The sequence below is a fragment of the Bacillus sp. FSL K6-0994 genome, assembly GCF_038630815.1.
GTDB lineage: Bacteria > Bacillota > Bacilli > Bacillales > Bacillaceae > Bacillus > Bacillus safensis.
This window is the reverse complement of the sequence record NZ_CP152043.1, coordinates 132,584-149,283: the sequence shown is the minus strand read 5'-3', so window position 1 is coordinate 149,283 and position 16,700 is coordinate 132,584. Positions and strand designations below refer to the sequence as shown.

At 42.0% G+C, this 16,700-nt stretch carries 28 protein-coding genes; all 28 read right to left on the bottom strand.

The window, feature by feature from the left end; all coding sequences use genetic code 11:
- Nucleotides 1-35 precede the first annotated feature (35 nt).
- A complete protein-coding gene (secY, locus tag MHB69_RS00835) occupies nt 36-1,328 on the bottom strand; it encodes a preprotein translocase subunit SecY (protein ID WP_007496334.1) in 1,293 nt (430 codons plus the stop codon).
- Between the two features lies 1 nt (nt 1,329).
- Complete coding sequence (gene rplO, locus MHB69_RS00830; RefSeq protein WP_003216888.1) at nt 1,330-1,770, bottom strand: 50S ribosomal protein L15; 441 nt, start codon at nt 1,768-1,770, stop codon at nt 1,330-1,332.
- 30 nt (nt 1,771-1,800) lie between these two features.
- A complete protein-coding gene (rpmD, locus tag MHB69_RS00825) occupies nt 1,801-1,983 on the bottom strand; it encodes a 50S ribosomal protein L30 (RefSeq protein ID WP_003217067.1) in 183 nt (60 codons plus the stop codon).
- Between the two features lie 13 nt (nt 1,984-1,996).
- Nucleotides 1,997-2,497 carry a 30S ribosomal protein S5 gene (gene rpsE, locus MHB69_RS00820; RefSeq protein WP_007496332.1) on the bottom strand — a complete coding sequence of 167 codons (501 nt, stop codon included), beginning with the start codon at nt 2,495-2,497 and terminating at the stop codon, nt 1,997-1,999.
- Nucleotides 2,498-2,521: 24 nt separating this feature from the next.
- Nucleotides 2,522-2,884 carry a 50S ribosomal protein L18 gene (gene rplR, locus MHB69_RS00815; RefSeq protein WP_008356544.1) on the bottom strand — a complete coding sequence of 121 codons (363 nt, stop codon included), beginning with the start codon at nt 2,882-2,884 and terminating at the stop codon, nt 2,522-2,524.
- Nucleotides 2,885-2,916: 32 nt separating this feature from the next.
- Nucleotides 2,917-3,453 (bottom strand): 50S ribosomal protein L6, encoded by a 537-nt coding sequence (gene rplF / locus MHB69_RS00810; RefSeq protein ID WP_024425602.1) that lies wholly within the window; start codon nt 3,451-3,453, stop codon nt 2,917-2,919.
- 31 nt (nt 3,454-3,484) lie between these two features.
- Nucleotides 3,485-3,883: a 30S ribosomal protein S8 gene (gene rpsH, locus MHB69_RS00805; protein ID WP_007496327.1), complete on the bottom strand. Its 399-nt coding sequence runs from the start codon at nt 3,881-3,883 to the stop codon at nt 3,485-3,487.
- 31 nt (nt 3,884-3,914) lie between these two features.
- Entirely contained in the window at nt 3,915-4,100 is a 186-nt protein-coding gene (gene rpsN, locus MHB69_RS00800) for a 30S ribosomal protein S14 (RefSeq protein ID WP_008356542.1), read from the bottom strand.
- Nucleotides 4,101-4,122: 22 nt separating this feature from the next.
- Complete coding sequence (rplE, locus tag MHB69_RS00795; RefSeq protein WP_003217159.1) at nt 4,123-4,662, bottom strand: 50S ribosomal protein L5; 540 nt, start codon at nt 4,660-4,662, stop codon at nt 4,123-4,125.
- 25 nt (nt 4,663-4,687) lie between these two features.
- Complete coding sequence (rplX, locus tag MHB69_RS00790; protein ID WP_008356538.1) at nt 4,688-4,999, bottom strand: 50S ribosomal protein L24; 312 nt, start codon at nt 4,997-4,999, stop codon at nt 4,688-4,690.
- Between the two features lie 35 nt (nt 5,000-5,034).
- Entirely contained in the window at nt 5,035-5,403 is a 369-nt protein-coding gene (gene rplN, locus MHB69_RS00785; RefSeq protein WP_003216882.1) for a 50S ribosomal protein L14, read from the bottom strand.
- A 39-nt stretch (nt 5,404-5,442) separates the two neighbouring features.
- On the bottom strand, nt 5,443-5,706 hold the full coding sequence (rpsQ, locus tag MHB69_RS00780; protein ID WP_003216906.1) for a 30S ribosomal protein S17: 264 nt from the start codon (nt 5,704-5,706) through the stop codon (nt 5,443-5,445).
- A gap of 25 nt (nt 5,707-5,731) precedes the next feature.
- On the bottom strand, nt 5,732-5,932 hold the full coding sequence (gene rpmC / locus MHB69_RS00775) for a 50S ribosomal protein L29 (RefSeq protein ID WP_003217155.1): 201 nt from the start codon (nt 5,930-5,932) through the stop codon (nt 5,732-5,734).
- Nucleotides 5,922-6,356, bottom strand: coding sequence for a 50S ribosomal protein L16 (gene rplP / locus MHB69_RS00770; RefSeq protein ID WP_003156478.1), 435 nt, complete (start codon nt 6,354-6,356; stop codon nt 5,922-5,924). The genes rpmC and rplP overlap by 11 nt, the downstream gene beginning before the upstream one ends.
- Before the next feature lies 1 nt (nt 6,357).
- On the bottom strand, nt 6,358-7,014 hold the full coding sequence (rpsC, locus tag MHB69_RS00765; protein WP_003217241.1) for a 30S ribosomal protein S3: 657 nt from the start codon (nt 7,012-7,014) through the stop codon (nt 6,358-6,360).
- 3 nt (nt 7,015-7,017) lie between these two features.
- On the bottom strand, nt 7,018-7,359 hold the full coding sequence (gene rplV, locus MHB69_RS00760) for a 50S ribosomal protein L22 (RefSeq protein WP_007496316.1): 342 nt from the start codon (nt 7,357-7,359) through the stop codon (nt 7,018-7,020).
- A gap of 17 nt (nt 7,360-7,376) precedes the next feature.
- Nucleotides 7,377-7,655 carry a 30S ribosomal protein S19 gene (gene rpsS / locus MHB69_RS00755; protein ID WP_003216920.1) on the bottom strand — a complete coding sequence of 93 codons (279 nt, stop codon included), beginning with the start codon at nt 7,653-7,655 and terminating at the stop codon, nt 7,377-7,379.
- A 57-nt stretch (nt 7,656-7,712) separates the two neighbouring features.
- Nucleotides 7,713-8,546, bottom strand: coding sequence for a 50S ribosomal protein L2 (gene rplB, locus MHB69_RS00750; RefSeq protein WP_024425599.1), 834 nt, complete (start codon nt 8,544-8,546; stop codon nt 7,713-7,715).
- A 28-nt stretch (nt 8,547-8,574) separates the two neighbouring features.
- The gene (gene rplW, locus MHB69_RS00745; protein WP_003217016.1) at nt 8,575-8,862 is read right to left on the bottom strand and encodes a 50S ribosomal protein L23; all 288 of its coding nucleotides are present in this window, start codon (nt 8,860-8,862) and stop codon (nt 8,575-8,577) included.
- The gene (gene rplD / locus MHB69_RS00740) at nt 8,862-9,485 is read right to left on the bottom strand and encodes a 50S ribosomal protein L4 (protein ID WP_024425598.1); all 624 of its coding nucleotides are present in this window, start codon (nt 9,483-9,485) and stop codon (nt 8,862-8,864) included. The genes rplW and rplD overlap by 1 nt, the downstream gene beginning before the upstream one ends.
- Before the next feature lie 27 nt (nt 9,486-9,512).
- The gene (gene rplC / locus MHB69_RS00735; protein WP_024425597.1) at nt 9,513-10,142 is read right to left on the bottom strand and encodes a 50S ribosomal protein L3; all 630 of its coding nucleotides are present in this window, start codon (nt 10,140-10,142) and stop codon (nt 9,513-9,515) included.
- Nucleotides 10,143-10,179: 37 nt separating this feature from the next.
- On the bottom strand, nt 10,180-10,488 hold the full coding sequence (rpsJ, locus tag MHB69_RS00730) for a 30S ribosomal protein S10 (protein ID WP_003156464.1): 309 nt from the start codon (nt 10,486-10,488) through the stop codon (nt 10,180-10,182).
- Between the two features lie 218 nt (nt 10,489-10,706).
- Nucleotides 10,707-11,666: an alpha/beta hydrolase gene (locus tag MHB69_RS00725; protein ID WP_034283889.1), complete on the bottom strand. Its 960-nt coding sequence runs from the start codon at nt 11,664-11,666 to the stop codon at nt 10,707-10,709.
- A 109-nt stretch (nt 11,667-11,775) separates the two neighbouring features.
- On the bottom strand, nt 11,776-12,966 hold the full coding sequence (gene tuf / locus MHB69_RS00720; protein ID WP_034283892.1) for an elongation factor Tu: 1,191 nt from the start codon (nt 12,964-12,966) through the stop codon (nt 11,776-11,778).
- A 118-nt stretch (nt 12,967-13,084) separates the two neighbouring features.
- Nucleotides 13,085-15,163 carry an elongation factor G gene (gene fusA, locus MHB69_RS00715; RefSeq protein ID WP_024425594.1) on the bottom strand — a complete coding sequence of 693 codons (2,079 nt, stop codon included), beginning with the start codon at nt 15,161-15,163 and terminating at the stop codon, nt 13,085-13,087.
- A 54-nt stretch (nt 15,164-15,217) separates the two neighbouring features.
- The gene (gene rpsG, locus MHB69_RS00710) at nt 15,218-15,688 is read right to left on the bottom strand and encodes a 30S ribosomal protein S7 (RefSeq protein ID WP_003216884.1); all 471 of its coding nucleotides are present in this window, start codon (nt 15,686-15,688) and stop codon (nt 15,218-15,220) included.
- A gap of 121 nt (nt 15,689-15,809) precedes the next feature.
- Nucleotides 15,810-16,229 carry a 30S ribosomal protein S12 gene (gene rpsL, locus MHB69_RS00705; protein WP_003216962.1) on the bottom strand — a complete coding sequence of 140 codons (420 nt, stop codon included), beginning with the start codon at nt 16,227-16,229 and terminating at the stop codon, nt 15,810-15,812.
- A gap of 113 nt (nt 16,230-16,342) precedes the next feature.
- Entirely contained in the window at nt 16,343-16,591 is a 249-nt protein-coding gene (locus MHB69_RS00700) for a 50S ribosomal protein L7ae-like protein (RefSeq protein ID WP_024425593.1), read from the bottom strand.
- Nucleotides 16,592-16,700 lie beyond the last annotated feature (109 nt).

Here is a 16,700-nt window from a genome sequence, read left to right as displayed (position 1 = left end):
CTTAGAGAGGTTGGGCAGCTGCCCAGCCCTCTGTTTTATTTCATAAATCCACGGTAATTTCGTTTCACTAATTGGCTTTCAAGCTGTTTCATTGTTTCAAGTGCAACACCTACAACAATGAGAAGACTTGTGCCGCCAATTTGTGCAGCGGAAGGTAATCCAGCGAATTGAATGAAAAAGATAGGAAGTATTGAAATCACGGCTAAGAAAATGGCGCCCACAAACGTGAGTCGGTACAAAATGCTCGTAATTCTATCTTGAGTCATTTTCCCTGGACGAACTCCCGGGATATAGCCACCCTGCTTTTGCAGATTTTCAGCCATTTGTTCAGGATTGACTTGGACAAAGGCATAAAAATATGTGAAAGCAACAATCAGTGCTACATAAATCGTCATACCGATTGGCTTAGTATAGTCAAAGTTGTTGGTTATCCAAGTTGTCACATTATTGGTTCCGAAGAACGATGCGATCGTCTGCGGAGTAATAATGAAAGAAACGGCAAAGATGACTGGAATCACCCCTGCTGGATTCACTTTTAATGGAAGGTGCGTTGCTTGACTAGCAGACATTTGTGCACGGCCAGTTCCCTTTGAATATTGAATTGCAATCTTTCTCACTGCCATTTGAATGTAAATAACACCGATAACAATGACAAGAATGGCAATGACAATAAGGGCAATTTTAAGGATTTGCATGAACAGCTGTCCATCTCCACCTACAAATTGTTGAGCGTACACTTGTTTTAATGTTTGAGGGATACCAGCGATGATACCGGCAAAGATAATAATCGAAATACCGTTACCAACACCGTGAGCAGTAATCTGCTCACCCAGCCACATTAAAAATGCTGTTCCCGCAGTGAGTACGACCGCAATTAAGAGATACGTTGAAACACCAGGGTTTTCAATCAGCATGCCTCCTGCCATATTGTTAAATCCATATGACATTCCTAGCGCCTGGATAAATCCTAGAACAATTGTAAAATACCTTGTGAATTGTGCTAATTTTCGGCGGCCAACCTCTCCTTGCTTTGACCACTCAGTAAACTTCGGAACAACATCCATCTGCAAGAGCTGAATGATGATCGAAGCAGTGATATACGGCATAATCCCCATTGCAAGAATGGAGAATTGGAAAAGTGCCCCGCCCCCAAACGTGTTGAGGATTCCGAAAACACTCATTTGATCCTGTGCCTGGAGAACTTCGGCGTTCACATTAGGCACAGGGATGAAAGCACCTATACGAAAGACGACTAACATTAAAAGTGTGAATATAATCTTATTCCGTATATCTTTCACGCGCATAAAATTGGAGATTGTCTTAAACAAGTTAGATCACCTCGGCTGTACCGCCAGCAGCTTCAATCGCTTCTTTCGCAGAAGCAGAGAATTTATTGGCTTTTACAGTTAATTTTTTTTCTAATTTACCGTTGCCAAGAATTTTTACTCCTGCTTTTAACTTGCTTATTGCACCAGTCTCTAGAAGAAGTTCAGGAGTTACTTCCGTTCCTTCGTCAAAACTGTTTAATCTGTCTAAGTTGATTACCGCGTAATCTTTACGGTTAATGTTTGTAAAACCACGTTTTGGAAGGCGTTGGAATAAAGGCATCTGACCACCTTCGAAACCAGGGCGTACACCGCCGCCAGAACGAGCGTTTTGACCTTTATGACCTTTACCAGAAGTTTTACCGTTACCTGATCCAATACCACGACCAACACGGTTGCGTACTTTACGTGAACCTTCTGAAGGCTTCAATTCATGAAGTTTCATTTGGGCACCTCCTTATCGATTAAAAATGTTTTATTGTTCTTTAACAGAAACTAAATGAGACACCTTGTTAATCATGCCGCGGATCGCTGCATTGTCTTCATGTACGACTGTTTGGTTTGTTTTCTTAAGACCAAGAGTACGAACAGTGACACGCTGATCTTCAGGGCGACCGATTACACTGCGTTTGAGGGTAATTTCTAATTTATTTGCCATTATTGTTCCCTCCTTATCCTAACAGGTCTTCTACAGATTTTCCACGAAGCTTCGCTACATCTTCAGCACGTTTAAGCTCACTTAAACCTTGAAGTGTTGCGCGGATCATGTTGATCGGTGTATTAGAACCTAGAGATTTAGAAAGGATATCAGCTAGACCAGCAAGCTCAAGTACCGCACGAACTGGGCCTCCAGCGATAACTCCTGTACCTTCTGAAGCAGGCTTCAATAGAACGTTTCCTGCACCGAATCGACCGATGATTTCATGTGGAATTGTAGTTCCAACCATTGGTACTTCAATTAAATTCTTTTTCGCATCTTCAACAGCTTTGCGGATCGCTTCTGGTACTTCTTGTGCTTTACCAGTACCGAAACCTACATGACCGTTTTTGTCACCGACAACAACTAAAGCTGCAAAACGGAAACGACGTCCACCTTTAACAACTTTCGCTACGCGGTTAACCGTAACTAAGCGTTCTTCTAACTCTAATTTGCTTGGGTCAATACGACTCATTCGGATGTGTCCCTCCTTCTTTTATTAAAATTTAAGTCCAGCCTCACGAGCAGCTTCAGCTAGAGCTTTTACACGTCCATGATATAGGTATCCTCCGCGGTCAAATACCACGTTAGAGATTCCTTTTTCAACAGCACGTTTTGCAACAAGTTCGCCAACTTTCGTAGCAGCTGCAGTGTCAGAACTATTCTCGATCTTTAACTCTTTATCAAGAGTAGAAGCACTTACAAGTGTTACACCGTTAACATCATCAATTACTTGAGCGTAGATATTCTTGTTAGAACGGAAAACGTTAAGGCGAGGTCTTTCAGCAGTACCTGAAAGTTTCGCACGAACACGAGCATGTCTTTTAAGACGAGTAGCGTTTTTGCTAGTTTTCGTAATCATCCGAGTCACTCCTTTCTTCACATTAAGCGATCTTACTTACCAGTTTTTCCTTCTTTACGGCGAACGAATTCACCTTCGTAACGAATTCCTTTACCTTTGTAAGGCTCTGGAGCACGGACAGCGCGGATGTTAGAAGCTAGAGCTCCTACACGCTCTTTATCGATACCTTTAATGATTACTTTCGTTTGAGATGGAACTTCGATTTCAACTCCAGCCTCAGGAACGATTTCAACTGGATGAGAGTATCCAACGTTAAGAACAAGTTTGTTTCCAGATTTAGCTGCACGGTAACCGACACCGATAAGTTCTAAACCTCTTTCGAAACCTTTAGATACACCTTCAACCATGTTTGCAATCAAGCTGCGTGTTGTACCATGTAATGCACGGTGTTCTTTATTTTCAGACGGACGGCTTACAGTTAAGACGTTGTCCTCAATTTTAATTTCCATATCAGGGTGAAATGCACGAGTTAGTTCACCTTTTGGTCCCTTTACTGTCACTGTGTTATCGTTGTTTGTCACAGTAACTCCTGAAGGGATCTCGATTAGTTTTTTACCTATACGAGACATACCAAGCACCTCCATTCATCTTAAACTTTTTTTACCATACGTAAGCAAGTACTTCTCCACCAGCTTGTTTAGCACGGGCTTCTTTGTCCGATAAAACACCTTGTGATGTAGAAATAATTGCGATTCCAAGTCCGTTAAGTACACGTGGTACTTCATTTGATTTCGCATATACGCGTAAACCAGGTTTACTGATTCTTTTAAGACCAGTGATAACACGTTCGTTGTTTTGGCCGTATTTAAGGAACAAACGGATAATTCCTTGTTTGCTGTCTTCGACGTACTCAACGTCACGGATAAAACCTTCACGCTTTAAGATTTCAGCAATTTCTCTTTTGATTTTTGAAGCCGGTACTTCTAGCTTCTCATGACGTACCATGTTCGCATTGCGAATACGAGTCAGCAAATCTGCAATCGGATCTGTCATAACCATTATTTAATAACCTCCTTCCCATTTATGGGGATTACCAGCTGGCTTTTTTAACGCCAGGAATTTGTCCTTTATATGCAAGTTCGCGGAAACAAATACGGCAAAGTTTAAACTTACGAATAACTGAATGTGGACGACCACATCGTTCGCAGCGCGTATACTCTTGAACTTTAAACTTTTGTTTGCGTTGTTGTTTCGCAATCATAGACTTTTTAGCCACGATTTCGCCTCCCTTTCATTGATTATTTCTGGAACGGCATACCTACTTGAGTTAATAACTCACGTGCTTCTTCGTCCGTATTGGCAGTAGTAACGATAACGATATCCATACCGCGGACCTTTGTTACTTTATCGTAATCAATTTCTGGGAAGATTAACTGTTCTTTAATACCAAGCGTGTAGTTTCCACGACCGTCGAAAGATTTCTTAGAAATCCCGCGGAAGTCACGTACACGTGGTAAAGACACAGAAATAAGTTTATCAAGGAAATCATACATGCGCTCTCCGCGAAGTGTTACTTTCGCACCGATTGGCATTCCTTCACGTAGACGGAATCCAGCAATAGACTTCTTCGCACGAGTAACGACAGGTTTTTGACCAGCGATAAACGTTAATTCTTCAACAGCAGTATCGATTGCTTTAGCGTTTTGAACAGCGTCACCAACACCCATGTTGATCACGATTTTTTCGATTTTTGGCACTTGCATTACTGATTTGTATTCAAACTTAGAAACTAATGCAGGTGTAATTTCTTTTACATACTTTTCTTTAAGGCGGTTCATGAGAAAGACCTCCCTTCCTTATTTACTATTTATCTAGAACTTGCCCAGATTTTTTCGCTACACGGACTTTCTTTCCGTCCTCAACTTTATACCCAACACGTGTCACTTCACCCGTTTTAGGATCAAGCGGCATTACGTTTGATACGTGGATCGGCGCTTCTTGTTCAGAAATTCCGCCTTGAGGGTTAGCTTGGGTTGGTTTAGAGTGTTTTTTCACAAGGTTAATACCTTCTACTAAAACACGTTCCTTTTTAGGGAAAGCAGCAAGGATGACACCTTGTTTACCTTTATCTTTACCAGAGATAACCACTACTTTATCGCCCTTTTTAACATGCATTTAATCGCACCTCCTTGAGTCGCGGATTGTATTCATTAAAGTACTTCTGGTGCTAGAGAAACAATTTTCATATAGTTGTTTTCACGAAGTTCACGTGCTACTGGTCCGAAGATACGAGTTCCACGTGGGCTCTTGTCGTCACGAATGATGACACATGCATTTTCGTCGAAACTGATGTAAGATCCATCGTTTCTGCGAGCTCCGCTCTTAGTACGAACGATAACTGCTTTCACAACTTCACCTTTTTTGACAACGCCTCCAGGTGTTGCTTGTTTAACCGTACAAACAATGACATCACCGATGTTAGCCGTTTTACGTCCAGAGCCACCAAGAACTTTAATCGTTAGTACTTCGCGTGCGCCAGAGTTGTCAGCTACTTTTAAACGAGTCTCCTGTTGAATCATTAATGTTACCTCCTTTCGGAAAAAGAAATCCGAACTTTATTAGATAATAACGGCTTCTTCGACAACTTCAACTAGACGAAAGCGTTTAGTCGCAGATAAAGGACGAGTTTCCATGACCTTTACGATGTCTCCGATTTTTGCTTGGTTGTTTTCATCATGTGCTTTGAACTTCTTAGAGTATCTTACACGTTTGCCATAAAGTGAATGCTTTTTGTATGTTTCAACTACAACAGTGATGGTTTTATCCATTTTGTCAGAAACAACACGACCTTGATACACTTTACGTTGGTTACGTTCGCTCATGTTTGCGGGGCCTCCCCTCTAATTATTATTTATTAGCAGCGATTTCTCTTTGACGAATCACAGTTTTCATGCGTGCGATTGATTTACGCACTTCACGAATGCGAGCAGTATTTTCAAGCTGCCCAGTCGCTAATTGGAAACGAAGATTGAAAAGTTCTTCTTTAAGAGACTTTACTTTTTGTTCAATTTCAGCAGTGGTAAGGTCACGAATTTCATTAGCTTTCATTTGATTCACCACCAATTTCTTCACGTTTTACGAACTTCGTTTTAATTGGCAATTTGTGAGATGCAAGACGAAGAGCTTCACGAGCAACTTCTTCAGACACACCAGAAATTTCAAATAAAACTTTGCCCGGTTTCACTACAGCTACCCATCCTTCTGGAGCACCTTTACCGGAACCCATGCGGACCTCTAGAGGTTTAGCTGTGTATGGCTTAGAAGGGAAAATTTTAATCCAAACTTTACCGCCACGTTTCATGTAACGAGTCATAGCAATACGAGCAGCTTCGATTTGACGGTTTGTGATCCAAGAAGCTTCAAGAGCCTGGATACCGTACTCACCGAAATGTACTTCAGTACCGCCTTTTGCACGACCACGCATTTTTCCACGATGTTCTCTGCGATACTTCACGCGTTTTGGCAATAACATATTATTTTCCTCCTTCCGCAGTATTCTTCTTAGTTGGAAGGACTTCTCCACGATAGATCCATACTTTTACGCCAAGCTTACCATAAGTAGTGTCAGCTTCAGCAGTAGCATAGTCGATGTCAGCACGAAGTGTGTGCAATGGAACAGTACCTTCACTGTAATATTCAGAACGAGCAATATCTGCACCGCCAAGACGACCAGAAACCATTGTTTTGATTCCTTGTGCTCCAGCACGCATTGTGCGTTGGATTGTTTGTTTTTGTGCACGACGGAATGAAATACGGTTTTCAAGTTGACGAGCGATGTTTTCAGCAACTAGCTGAGCATCAAGATCTGCTCTCTTGATTTCAAGAATGTTGATGTGTACACGTTTGCCAGTTAGGCTGTTAAGAGCTTTACGAAGTGCTTCAACTTCAGATCCGCCTTTACCAATTACCATACCTGGTTTAGCCGTGTGGATTGTGATATTTACGCGGTTTGCAGCACGTTCGATTTCAACTTTAGAAACAGACGCGTCAGACAAACGCTTGCTGATGAATTCACGGATTTTCAAGTCTTCATGTAGGAAGTCAGCGTAATCTTTTCCTGCGAACCATTTAGATTCCCAATCACGAATGACGCCAATACGAAGACCTACTGGATTTACCTTTTGACCCACGGATTATCCCTCCTTCTTTTCTGATACAACGATTGTAATGTGGCTAGTACGTTTGTTAATTGCGCTCGCACGACCCATAGCACGTGGACGGAATCTCTTAAGTGTTGGACCTTCGTCAACGAATGCTTGAGTAATCACTAGGCTGTTAGCGTCCAACTCGTAGTTGTGCTCAGCGTTTGCGATAGCAGATTTTAATACTTTTTCAATAATTGGTGAAGCAGCCTTAGGTGTAAGGTTTAAGATAGAAACTGCTTCTCCTACTTGCTTACCTCGGATCAGGTCCATTACTAGACGTGCTTTACGAGGAGCAATACGGACTGTTCTTGCGACAGCTTTAGCTTGCATTTAAAAGCCTCCTCTCATTAGCGTCTTGTTTTTTTATCGTCACTAGCATGACCTTTGTAAGTACGGCTTGGTGCGAATTCGCCCAATTTGTGACCTACCATATCTTCAGAAATGAAAACAGGTACATGTTTGCGTCCATCATAGACAGCGATTGTGTGACCGATGAATTGTGGGAAAATTGTAGAACGACGAGACCAAGTTTTTACGACTTGCTTTTTGTCAGTTTCATTCAATTTCTCGACTTTAGCCATCAAATGATCATCAACAAATGGTCCTTTTTTTAAGCTGCGAGCCATTGTGGAACCTCCCTTCGTGATTGAACTACGGTCCTAAATGAACCGTAGACAACCCCGTTACTTGTTTTTACGACGACGTACAATGAATTTATCAGACTTGTTGGTTTTCTTACGAGTCTTGAATCCAAGAGTCGGTTTACCCCATGGAGACATTGGTGATTTACGTCCGATTGGAGCGCGTCCTTCACCACCACCGTGTGGGTGATCGTTAGGGTTCATTACAGAACCACGAACTGTTGGGCGTACGCCTTTCCAGCGAGAACGTCCAGCTTTACCGATGTTGATTAATTCGTGTTGCTCGTTTCCAACTTGACCGATAGTCGCACGGCAAGCAGAAAGAATCATGCGAACTTCTCCTGAGTTCAAACGTACAAGAACGTATTTACCTTCTTTACCAAGAACTTGAGCAGAAGTACCAGCAGAACGAACTAATTGTCCACCTTTACCTGGTTTTAATTCAATGTTATGCACAACTGTACCAACTGGGATGTTGATAAGTGGAAGAGCATTACCTGGTTTGATGTCAGCTTCTGGTCCAGAAGTAACTTCAGTACCAACTTGGATTCCTTTCGGAGCAAGAATGTAACGTTTCTCACCATCTGCATAGTTTACAAGAGCGATGTTAGCTGAACGGTTTGGATCATACTCGATTGTAGCAACGCGTCCAGGTATACCGTCTTTATCACGCTTAAAGTCGATGATACGGTATTGACGTTTGTGACCGCCACCTTGATGACGAACAGTCAATCTACCTTGGTTGTTACGTCCGCCTTTTTTGTGTAGCGGTGCAAGCAACGATTTTTCTGGTTTGTCAGTCGTGATTTCAGCAAAATCTGAAGTAGTCATACCACGACGACCATTACTGGTTGGTTTATACTTTTTAATCGCCATTTTGAATTTCCCTCCTTCTTTTTAAGATTTACGCTTCAAAAATTTCGATTTCTTTGCTGTCAGCAGTTAATTTCACGATCGCTTTTCTGCGACGGCTAGTCATACCAGTGTAGCGTCCAACGCGTTTTGATTTTCCTTTGTAGTTTTGAACGTTGACTTTCTCAACTTTCACTCCAAAGATTTCTTCAACAGCGTCTTTCACTTCTGTTTTGTTAGCTCTGACATCAACTTCGAACGTGTACTTCTTCTCTGTCATTAGATCAGCAGAACGTTCAGTAATGATAGGGCGCTTTAGAACATCACGAGGATCTTTCATTATGCAAGTCCCTCCTCTACTTTTTCAACCGCTGCTTTAGTGATCAGAAGTTTGTCGTGGTTGACAACGTCAAGAACGTTGATACCGTTAGCTTCAACAACTGTTACTCCAGGGATGTTACGAGCAGATAAAGCAACTGTTTCGTTTGCATCCGCAGTGACGATCAACGCTTTCTTCTCGACAGATAATCCTTTAAGGATGCCTGCGAATTCTTTCGTTTTCACTGCATCAAGAGTCAGATCTTCAAGAACGATGATGTTGTTGTCGATTACTTTAGAAGACAATACTGACTTGATAGCCAAGCGGCGAACTTTTTTAGGTAATTTATAAGAATAACTGCGTGGTGTTGGACCGAATACGATACCGCCTCCGCGCCATTGTGGTGAACGGATAGAACCTTGACGAGCACGACCTGTACCCTTCTGTCTCCAAGGCTTACGACCTCCGCCACGTACTTCAGAACGAGTTTTTACTTTGTGAGTTCCTTGACGTAAGGAAGCTCTTTGCATAAGAATAGCATCGAATACTACGCTTTCGTTTGGCTCGATTCCAAACACAGAAGCGTTTAATTCGATTTCACCGTTAGTAGAACCGTTTTGGTTATATAATGCTACTTTTGGCATGACTTGTTTCCTCCTTTCCTAAGAGAGTTATTTAGATTTAACTGCACTCTTTACAGTTACTAGAGATTTTTTAGCTCCTGGTACGTTTCCTTTGATCAATAGAAGATTGCGTTCTGCATCAACTTTAACGATCTCAAGGTTTTGGACAGTAATTTGCTCTCCGCCCATACGACCTGGAAGAAGTTTACCTTTGAATACACGGTTTGGATCAACAGGTCCCATTGAACCAGGACGACGGTGGTAACGTGAACCGTGAGTCATTGGTCCGCGTGATTGTCCGTGGCGTTTGATAGCCCCTTGGAATCCTTTACCTTTTGATGTTCCTGTTACATCTACGATATCTCCATTTGCGAAAATATCAACTTTGACTTCCTGACCAACTTCATACGCATCTAACTCCGCACCGCGTAATTCTTTTACGAAGCGCTTAGGAGCAGTTTCCGCTTTAGCAACGTGGCCTTTCTCTGGTTTGTTAGAAAGCTTTTCACGTTTGTCATCAAAACCGATTTGGATTGCTTCATAGCCATCCGTGTCAACAGTCTTCTTTTGAAGAACAACGTTAGCAGCAGCCTCAACAACAGTTACAGGGATAAGATCACCGTTTTCTGCGAATACTTGCGTCATACCAATTTTTCTACCTAAGATTCCTTTGGTCATTCGTCACACCTCCTATAATATGTGTTTTCTATTTGAATTAAAGTTTGATTTCGATATCTACACCAGATGGTAAATCTAAACGCATAAGTGCATCAACTGTTTGCGGAGTTGGATTCACGATGTCGATTAGACGTTTGTGAGTACGCATCTCGAATTGCTCACGAGAATCTTTGTACTTATGCACCGCACGAAGGATTGTGTAAACTGATTTTTCAGTTGGAAGCGGAATTGGACCAGATACACTAGCACCAGAACGCTTAGCCGTTTCAACAATCTTCTCAGCAGATTGATCAAGAATTCTATGATCATATGCTTTTAAACGAATACGAATTTTTTGTTTTGCCATTATTTTCCCTCCTTTTCGCCTACTTACGTTAGACAGTTCTCCGTGAGAAAAACCTGATCACCTCGCCATGGCAAAGCGGCCGGGTGTGTCAGCAACCTCTCACTTCATCGCAGTCAAAGACCAACATGCACTATTGTACCAAATTGGCCTGCGTGTTGCAATAATAAATCGGATAAATTTATGATTTGCACACTTTTCATATTATACAGGGATTCAGCCTATAAATCAAGCTTTCCCTGAAGATGATGTATAGCAGTCTTTCTTATGATACGTATAAATTCATCTGGTTCCTCAATGTGCGGGGAATGTGCAGAGTCTTTAAAGGTAAACCATTCTTTGATTGGTGCTTTTAATTGATCAACATATGGTTTTGATACAGCAGCTGGTGTAATCATGTCGTGATCGCCAATGAGAAAGTAGCACGGTATTAATATAGTAGAAACTCGGAATTGAATACTCTCATTCATTAGCTGATCCCATAGCTTGTCTTGACTAAACTTCTGTCCTTTCATGAACTTCCATTTATCTTTAAGCTGATATTGCTTACTAAAAAGAAACCCTTTTAGCATTTGAAAAACCGGTTTCCATCTATGTGTGAGACCTACGCTCGCAAACTCTTTATATAGAGAAAACAAGGCATGAGCTGATGTCCGTTTCCATGGAGGAGGCGTCAGTAATCGCAGACACCCAGTAAACAGCCGATTGCGATGATATTTCTTCAAAAGGAGCTCGTACGATACGATATCTTCCTTTAACACATCTACTACCTGACTAATCCCGTAATATGCATGATAAAGATCTGGACGCTTATGTACTGCTTGTATGGCAATTAATGATCCCCACGAGTATCCTGCGATATACAATTTTGAATGACCTAGATAAGTTAGAAGCTTCTCTGTCAGTTCAATCGTGTCTTCAATAAATTGCTGAATGGTCATCGATGCATCGGGAAGATTCTCTTGATAGGAAAGTCCTGCACCTCTCTGATCCCAATGGACAACTGTAAAGTCCTGATCAAGTTCCCCGTGAAAGGAATCAATATAACTGATTTGAGCCGAGCCGGGCCCGCCGTGCAAAAATAAAAGTACAGGCTTCGTTTCACTCGTCTGGTCTTCTTTCATCATAATCCATTGGTCAATCCCGCCGATCGACCATTTTTTCAAGTATGTCTTTACCATTCCAGCGATCCTCTCGGTTCCATTTAGATTCTATAGCTTATAGTAGCCGTTCTGATCTGGAAAAGCAAAAAAAGAGACCCTTTTGCAAGGAGTCTCTTTTGTATGTTTATTACTTAATGATAGTTGAAACGACACCAGAACCTACAGTACGTCCACCCTCACGGATAGAGAAACGAGTTCCTTCTTCGATAGCGATAGTAGAGATAAGTTCAACTTCCATCTCAGTGTTATCGCCAGGCATTACCATTTCAGTACCTTCTGGAAGATGTACGATACCAGTTACGTCAGTTGTACGGAAGTAGAACTGCGGACGGTAGTTAGCGAAGAATGGAGTATGACGTCCACCCTCTTCTTTAGAAAGTACATAAACTTCAGCTTTGAAACGGCTGTGTGGAGTGATTGTACCTGGTTTAGCAAGTACTTGACCACGTTGGATATCTTCACGAGATACACCACGAAGTAGTGCACCGATGTTGTCACCAGCTTCAGCGTAGTCAAGAAGTTTACGGAACATTTCAACACCTGTAACAGTTGTTTTACCGTTTTCTTCTTGAAGACCGATGATTTCAACTTCGTCACCGACTTTAACTTGTCCACGCTCAACACGACCAGTAGCAACTGTTCCACGACCAGTGATTGAGAATACGTCCTCAACTGGCATCATGAATGGCTTCTCAGTGTCACGCTCTGGAGTTGGGATGTACTCATCAACCGCATCCATAAGTTCAAAGATTTTTGCTTCGTAATCAGCATCTCCTTCAAGAGCTTTAAGAGCAGAACCTTTGATAACTGGTACATCGTCACCAGGGAAGTCATAGTCAGAAAGAAGGTCACGAACTTCCATTTCAACAAGTTCAAGTAACTCTTCATCGTCAACCATGTCACATTTGTTAAGGAATACTACGATGTATGGTACACCTACGTTACGAGAAAGTAGGATGTGCTCACGTGTTTGTGGCATTGGACCATCAGCAGCAGATACTACTAAGATCGCGCCGTCCATTTGAGCAGCACCAGTGATCATGTTTTTAACATAGTCAGCGTGTCCTGGGCAGTCTACGTGTGCATAGTGACGAGTTTCAGTTTCATACTCAACGTGTGCAGTTGAGATTGTGATTCCACGCTCGCGCTCTTCTGGAGCACCATCGATTTGGTCATAAGCCATAGCTGTACCTTTACCAGATTTCTTATGAAGAACTGTTGAGATAGCAGCAGTTAGAGTTGTTTTACCATGGTCAACGTGTCCAATTGTACCAATGTTAGCATGCGATTTGGAACGGTCGAATTTTTCTTTAGCCATTCTAAAAATCCTCCTTAAAGGTTCATTGTATTTGGTATAGAGTGATAGAAAGTGAAGAGTTACCTCTCACTTTCTGATCTTCAATAGTAGTTATACTTTAGTTTAAAGGCAAAATCAATTATTCACCTTTATTTTTTTTGATGATTTCTTCACTGATGCTCTTAGGCACTTCTTCGTAGTGATCCATGTGCATAGTGAAAGTACCGCGTCCTTGTGTGTTAGAACGGAGTGCAGTAGCATATCCGAACATTTCAGAAAGTGGAACCATAGCGCGAACAACTTGAGCGTTACCACGAGCTTCCATACCTTCTACACGTCCACGACGAGATGTGATATCACCCATGATGTCTCCCATGTATTCTTCAGGGATAACAACTTCCACTTTCATCATTGGCTCAAGTAGAACTGGGTTACATTTGCTGACAGCATTTTTCAATGCCATAGATGCAGCAATTTTGAACGCCATTTCGTTCGAGTCAACATCGTGGTAAGATCCATCAAATAATTTTGCTTTGATGTCGATTAATGGGAATCCAGCTAATACACCATTTTCAAGTGAATCTTCAAGACCTGCTTGAATTGCTGGGATGTATTCACGTGGAACAACCCCACCGACGATTGCATTTTCAAATTCGAATCCTGCGCCTTCTTCGTTTGGTTCGAATTCAATCCAAACGTGTCCGAACTGACCGCGTCCACCAGACTGACGTACGAATTTACCTTCAACTTTTGCACCAGAACGGAATGTTTCACGGTACGCAACTTGAGGAGCACCTACGTTAGCTTCAACCTTGAACTCACGCTTCATACGGTCAACAATGATATCAAGGTGAAGCTCACCCATACCAGAGATGATCGTTTGACCAGTTTCAGGGTTTGTTTGTGTACGGAATGTTGGATCCTCTTCAGCTAGTTTAGCTAAAGCGATACTCATTTTATCTTGGTCAGCCTTAGATTTAGGCTCGATAGCTACATCGATAACTGGCTCTGGGAATTCCATAGACTCAAGGATAACAAGATTTTTCTCGTCACAAAGAGTATCACCAGTAGATGTATCTTTAAGACCTACAGCTGCTGCGATATCCCCTGCATATACAGTAGAGATTTCTTCACGGCTGTTTGCGTGCATTTGAAGGATACGTCCAACACGTTCACGCTTGTTCTTAGAAGAGTTCTTCACGTATGAACCAGAATCAAGTGTTCCAGAGTATACGCGGAAGAAAGTTAGTTTCCCAACATAAGGGTCAGTCATAACTTTAAATGCAAGAGCTGCGAATGGTGCGTCATCAGTAGACTCACGAACAACCTCTTCATTTGAATCTGGCAGGATACCTTTAATTGCAGCAACATCAGTTGGTGCAGGAAGGTAGTCAAGCACAGCGTCAAGTACAAGCTGAACACCTTTGTTTTTGAAAGCAGATCCAACAAGAACTGGGTAGAATTCAACATTCAATGTTCCTTTACGGATTGCAGCTTTCAATTCAGGAATTGTGATTTCTTCACCCTCAAGGTATTTTTCCATAAGCTCTTCATCAAGCTCAGCAACAGCTTCAATTAGGCTGCTGCGAAGCTCTTCAGCTTTGTCTTTATACTCAGCAGGGATTTCTTTAGCATCAGAGCGAGTTCCAAGGTCATCTTCGTAGAAGTATGCTACGTTTTCTACAAGGTCGATGATTCCTTCGAATTGATCTTCAGCGCCGATCGGCAATTGAATTGCATGAGCGTTCGCTTGAAGACGATCTCTTAATGTGCTTACAGAGTAAAGGAAGTCCGCACCAGTTTTATCCATTTTGTTAACGAATACGATACGAGGTACTCCGTAAGTTGTTGCTTGGCGCCAAACTGTTTCAGTTTGTGGCTCTACACCTGATTGTGCATCAAGAACAGCAACCGCACCATCAAGTACACGTAAAGAACGTTCAACTTCAACAGTGAAGTCTACGTGTCCTGGTGTATCGATGATGTTTACACGGTAACCCTTCCATTGTGCTGTAGTAGCAGCAGAAGTGATTGTAATACCACGTTCTTGCTCCTGCTCCATCCAGTCCATTTGTGAAGCTCCTTCGTGAGTTTCACCAATTTTATGGATACGACCAGTGTAGTACAAGATACGCTCAGTCGTTGTCGTTTTACCGGCATCGATGTGAGCCATGATACCAATATTACGAGTTTTGTCTAAGGAGAACTCTCTTGCCATTGGGTAATTTCTCCTTCCTCATTAGGGAATAGTTTTTTTAGTTTGGTATAAATCCTACCAGCGGTAGTGAGCGAATGCTTTGTTCGCTTCTGCCATTTTGTGTGTATCTTCACGTTTCTTAACAGCAGCACCAGTGTTGTTAGCTGCGTCAAGGATTTCGTTAGCAAGACGCTCTTCCATCGTTTTTTCTCCACGAAGACGAGCATAGTTTACTAACCAGCGAAGACCTAAAGTAGTACGGCGGTCTGGGCGAACTTCTACAGGAACTTGGTAGTTAGCTCCACCTACACGACGTGCTTTAACTTCAAGAACTGGCATGATGTTTTTCAAGGCTTGTTCGAAAACCTCCATCGCTTCATTACCAGTACGTTCTTTGATGATATCAAATGACTTGTAGAGGATTGTTTGTGACTTTCCTCTTTTACCGTCGATCATCATTTTGTTGATCAAACGAGATACAAGTTTAGAATTGTAAATTGGATCTGGCAATACGTCTCTTTTTGCTACAGGACCTTTACGTGGCATCTGAATAGCCTCCCTTCTCTTTTAAAAGGATTTCTATCTGTCTCTCATCTCAATATCATTGTCAGCTGCCTGACTCCACTGATCTGATATCAACTTCTAAAAACCCTTATGTTTGTTTGTATTATTTGCTTTGTTTAGGGCGTTTTGTTCCGTATTTAGAACGTCCTTGCATACGACCGTCAACTCCGGCAGTATCAAGCGCACCACGAACGATGTGGTAACGTACACCCGGTAAGTCTTTTACACGTCCGCCACGGATAAGTACTACACTGTGCTCTTGTAGGTTATGTCCGATACCAGGAATGTAAGCTGTTACCTCAATCAGGTTAGACAAACGTACACGAGCATATTTACGTAGTGCTGAGTTTGGTTTTTTCGGTGTCATTGTACCGACACGAGTACAAACCCCGCGCTTCTGTGGAGATGTTACGTTAGTGTGCTCTTTTTTGAAACTGTTGTATCCTTTGTTAAGTGCAGGTGACTTTGAGTTTTCAACTTTACTCACGCGTCCTTTGCGTATTAGCTGATTAATTGTAGGCATGTTGTTATTCCTCCCTTCATTACTTTTTTTATAACCCACATACCCAGGTGGTTCATCAAAAGGCAAAAAACAATGCTTTTGCATTTTATACATGCAAAAACAAAACAAGTACGCTATAACATAATGGCAACAGCTGCTGCCCCAACTTCAATTCCGCAGGCCTTGCCGAGCTTTTTCATGGAATCTACCACTAAGATGTCTACACCCTTCTCTTGCGCTAGTTTCAATACACTAGCGGTTAAAGCAGGATCAGCATCTTTCGCTACGACGACTTCCTTAACTGAATCTCGTTTCAGAGCTTTTACTGTTTGCTTCGTACCAATAATAATGGATTGAGCCTGTGATACTTTATCATAAGACATCGAATATCCTCCAAAGTAACAGGTTTTATTTTGAGCACCTTGGTTATATTATCATCATGGCAGAAGGATGTCAATATCGTATGACAGATTATCTTGACATCCTTCACCA

Excerpts from the sequence above, each read along its gene's own strand:
- rpsH (WP_007496327.1), bottom strand. The coding sequence starts at position 3,883 with ATGGTTATGACAGATCCGATTGCAGATTTGCTGACTCGTATTCGCAAT.
- rplD (WP_024425598.1), bottom strand. The coding sequence starts at position 9,485 with ATGCCAAAAGTAGCATTATATAACCAAAACGGTTCTACTAACGGTGAA.
- MHB69_RS00725 (WP_034283889.1), bottom strand. The coding sequence starts at position 11,666 with ATGGTAAAGACATACTTGAAAAAATGGTCGATCGGCGGGATTGACCAA.
- rpsQ (WP_003216906.1), bottom strand. The coding sequence starts at position 5,706 with ATGAGCGAACGTAACCAACGTAAAGTGTATCAAGGTCGTGTTGTTTCT.
- rplE (WP_003217159.1), bottom strand. The coding sequence starts at position 4,662 with ATGAACCGCCTTAAAGAAAAGTATGTAAAAGAAATTACACCTGCATTA.
- rpsE (WP_007496332.1), bottom strand. The coding sequence starts at position 2,497 with ATGAGTCGTATTGACCCAAGCAAATTAGAGTTAGAAGAACGCTTAGTT.
- rplO (WP_003216888.1), bottom strand. The coding sequence starts at position 1,770 with ATGAAACTTCATGAATTGAAGCCTTCAGAAGGTTCACGTAAAGTACGC.
- rpsG (WP_003216884.1), bottom strand. The coding sequence starts at position 15,688 with ATGCCACGTAAAGGTCCTGTAGCAAAAAGAGACGTATTGCCAGATCCA.
- rplW (WP_003217016.1), bottom strand. The coding sequence starts at position 8,862 with ATGAAAGATCCTCGTGATGTTCTAAAGCGCCCTATCATTACTGAACGT.
- rplP (WP_003156478.1), bottom strand. The coding sequence starts at position 6,356 with ATGTTATTGCCAAAACGCGTGAAGTATCGCAGAGAACATCGTGGAAAA.
- rplF (WP_024425602.1), bottom strand. The coding sequence starts at position 3,453 with ATGTCTCGTATAGGTAAAAAACTAATCGAGATCCCTTCAGGAGTTACT.
- rpsS (WP_003216920.1), bottom strand. The coding sequence starts at position 7,655 with ATGGCTCGCAGCTTAAAAAAAGGACCATTTGTTGATGATCATTTGATG.
- rplR (WP_008356544.1), bottom strand. The coding sequence starts at position 2,884 with ATGATTACGAAAACTAGCAAAAACGCTACTCGTCTTAAAAGACATGCT.
- rpmD (WP_003217067.1), bottom strand. The coding sequence starts at position 1,983 with ATGGCAAATAAATTAGAAATTACCCTCAAACGCAGTGTAATCGGTCGC.
- rpsL (WP_003216962.1), bottom strand. The coding sequence starts at position 16,229 with ATGCCTACAATTAATCAGCTAATACGCAAAGGACGCGTGAGTAAAGTT.
- MHB69_RS00700 (WP_024425593.1), bottom strand. The coding sequence starts at position 16,591 with ATGTCTTATGATAAAGTATCACAGGCTCAATCCATTATTATTGGTACG.
- rplB (WP_024425599.1), bottom strand. The coding sequence starts at position 8,546 with ATGGCGATTAAAAAGTATAAACCAACCAGTAATGGTCGTCGTGGTATG.
- rplX (WP_008356538.1), bottom strand. The coding sequence starts at position 4,999 with ATGCATGTTAAAAAGGGCGATAAAGTAGTGGTTATCTCTGGTAAAGAT.
- fusA (WP_024425594.1), bottom strand. The coding sequence starts at position 15,163 with ATGGCAAGAGAGTTCTCCTTAGACAAAACTCGTAATATTGGTATCATG.
- rpsJ (WP_003156464.1), bottom strand. The coding sequence starts at position 10,488 with ATGGCAAAACAAAAAATTCGTATTCGTTTAAAAGCATATGATCATAGA.
- tuf (WP_034283892.1), bottom strand. The coding sequence starts at position 12,966 with ATGGCTAAAGAAAAATTCGACCGTTCCAAATCGCATGCTAACATTGGT.
- rpmC (WP_003217155.1), bottom strand. The coding sequence starts at position 5,932 with ATGAAAGCTAATGAAATTCGTGACCTTACCACTGCTGAAATTGAACAA.
- rplC (WP_024425597.1), bottom strand. The coding sequence starts at position 10,142 with ATGACCAAAGGAATCTTAGGTAGAAAAATTGGTATGACGCAAGTATTC.
- rplN (WP_003216882.1), bottom strand. The coding sequence starts at position 5,403 with ATGATTCAACAGGAGACTCGTTTAAAAGTAGCTGACAACTCTGGCGCA.
- rplV (WP_007496316.1), bottom strand. The coding sequence starts at position 7,359 with ATGCAAGCTAAAGCTGTCGCAAGAACAGTCCGTATTGCTCCTCGTAAA.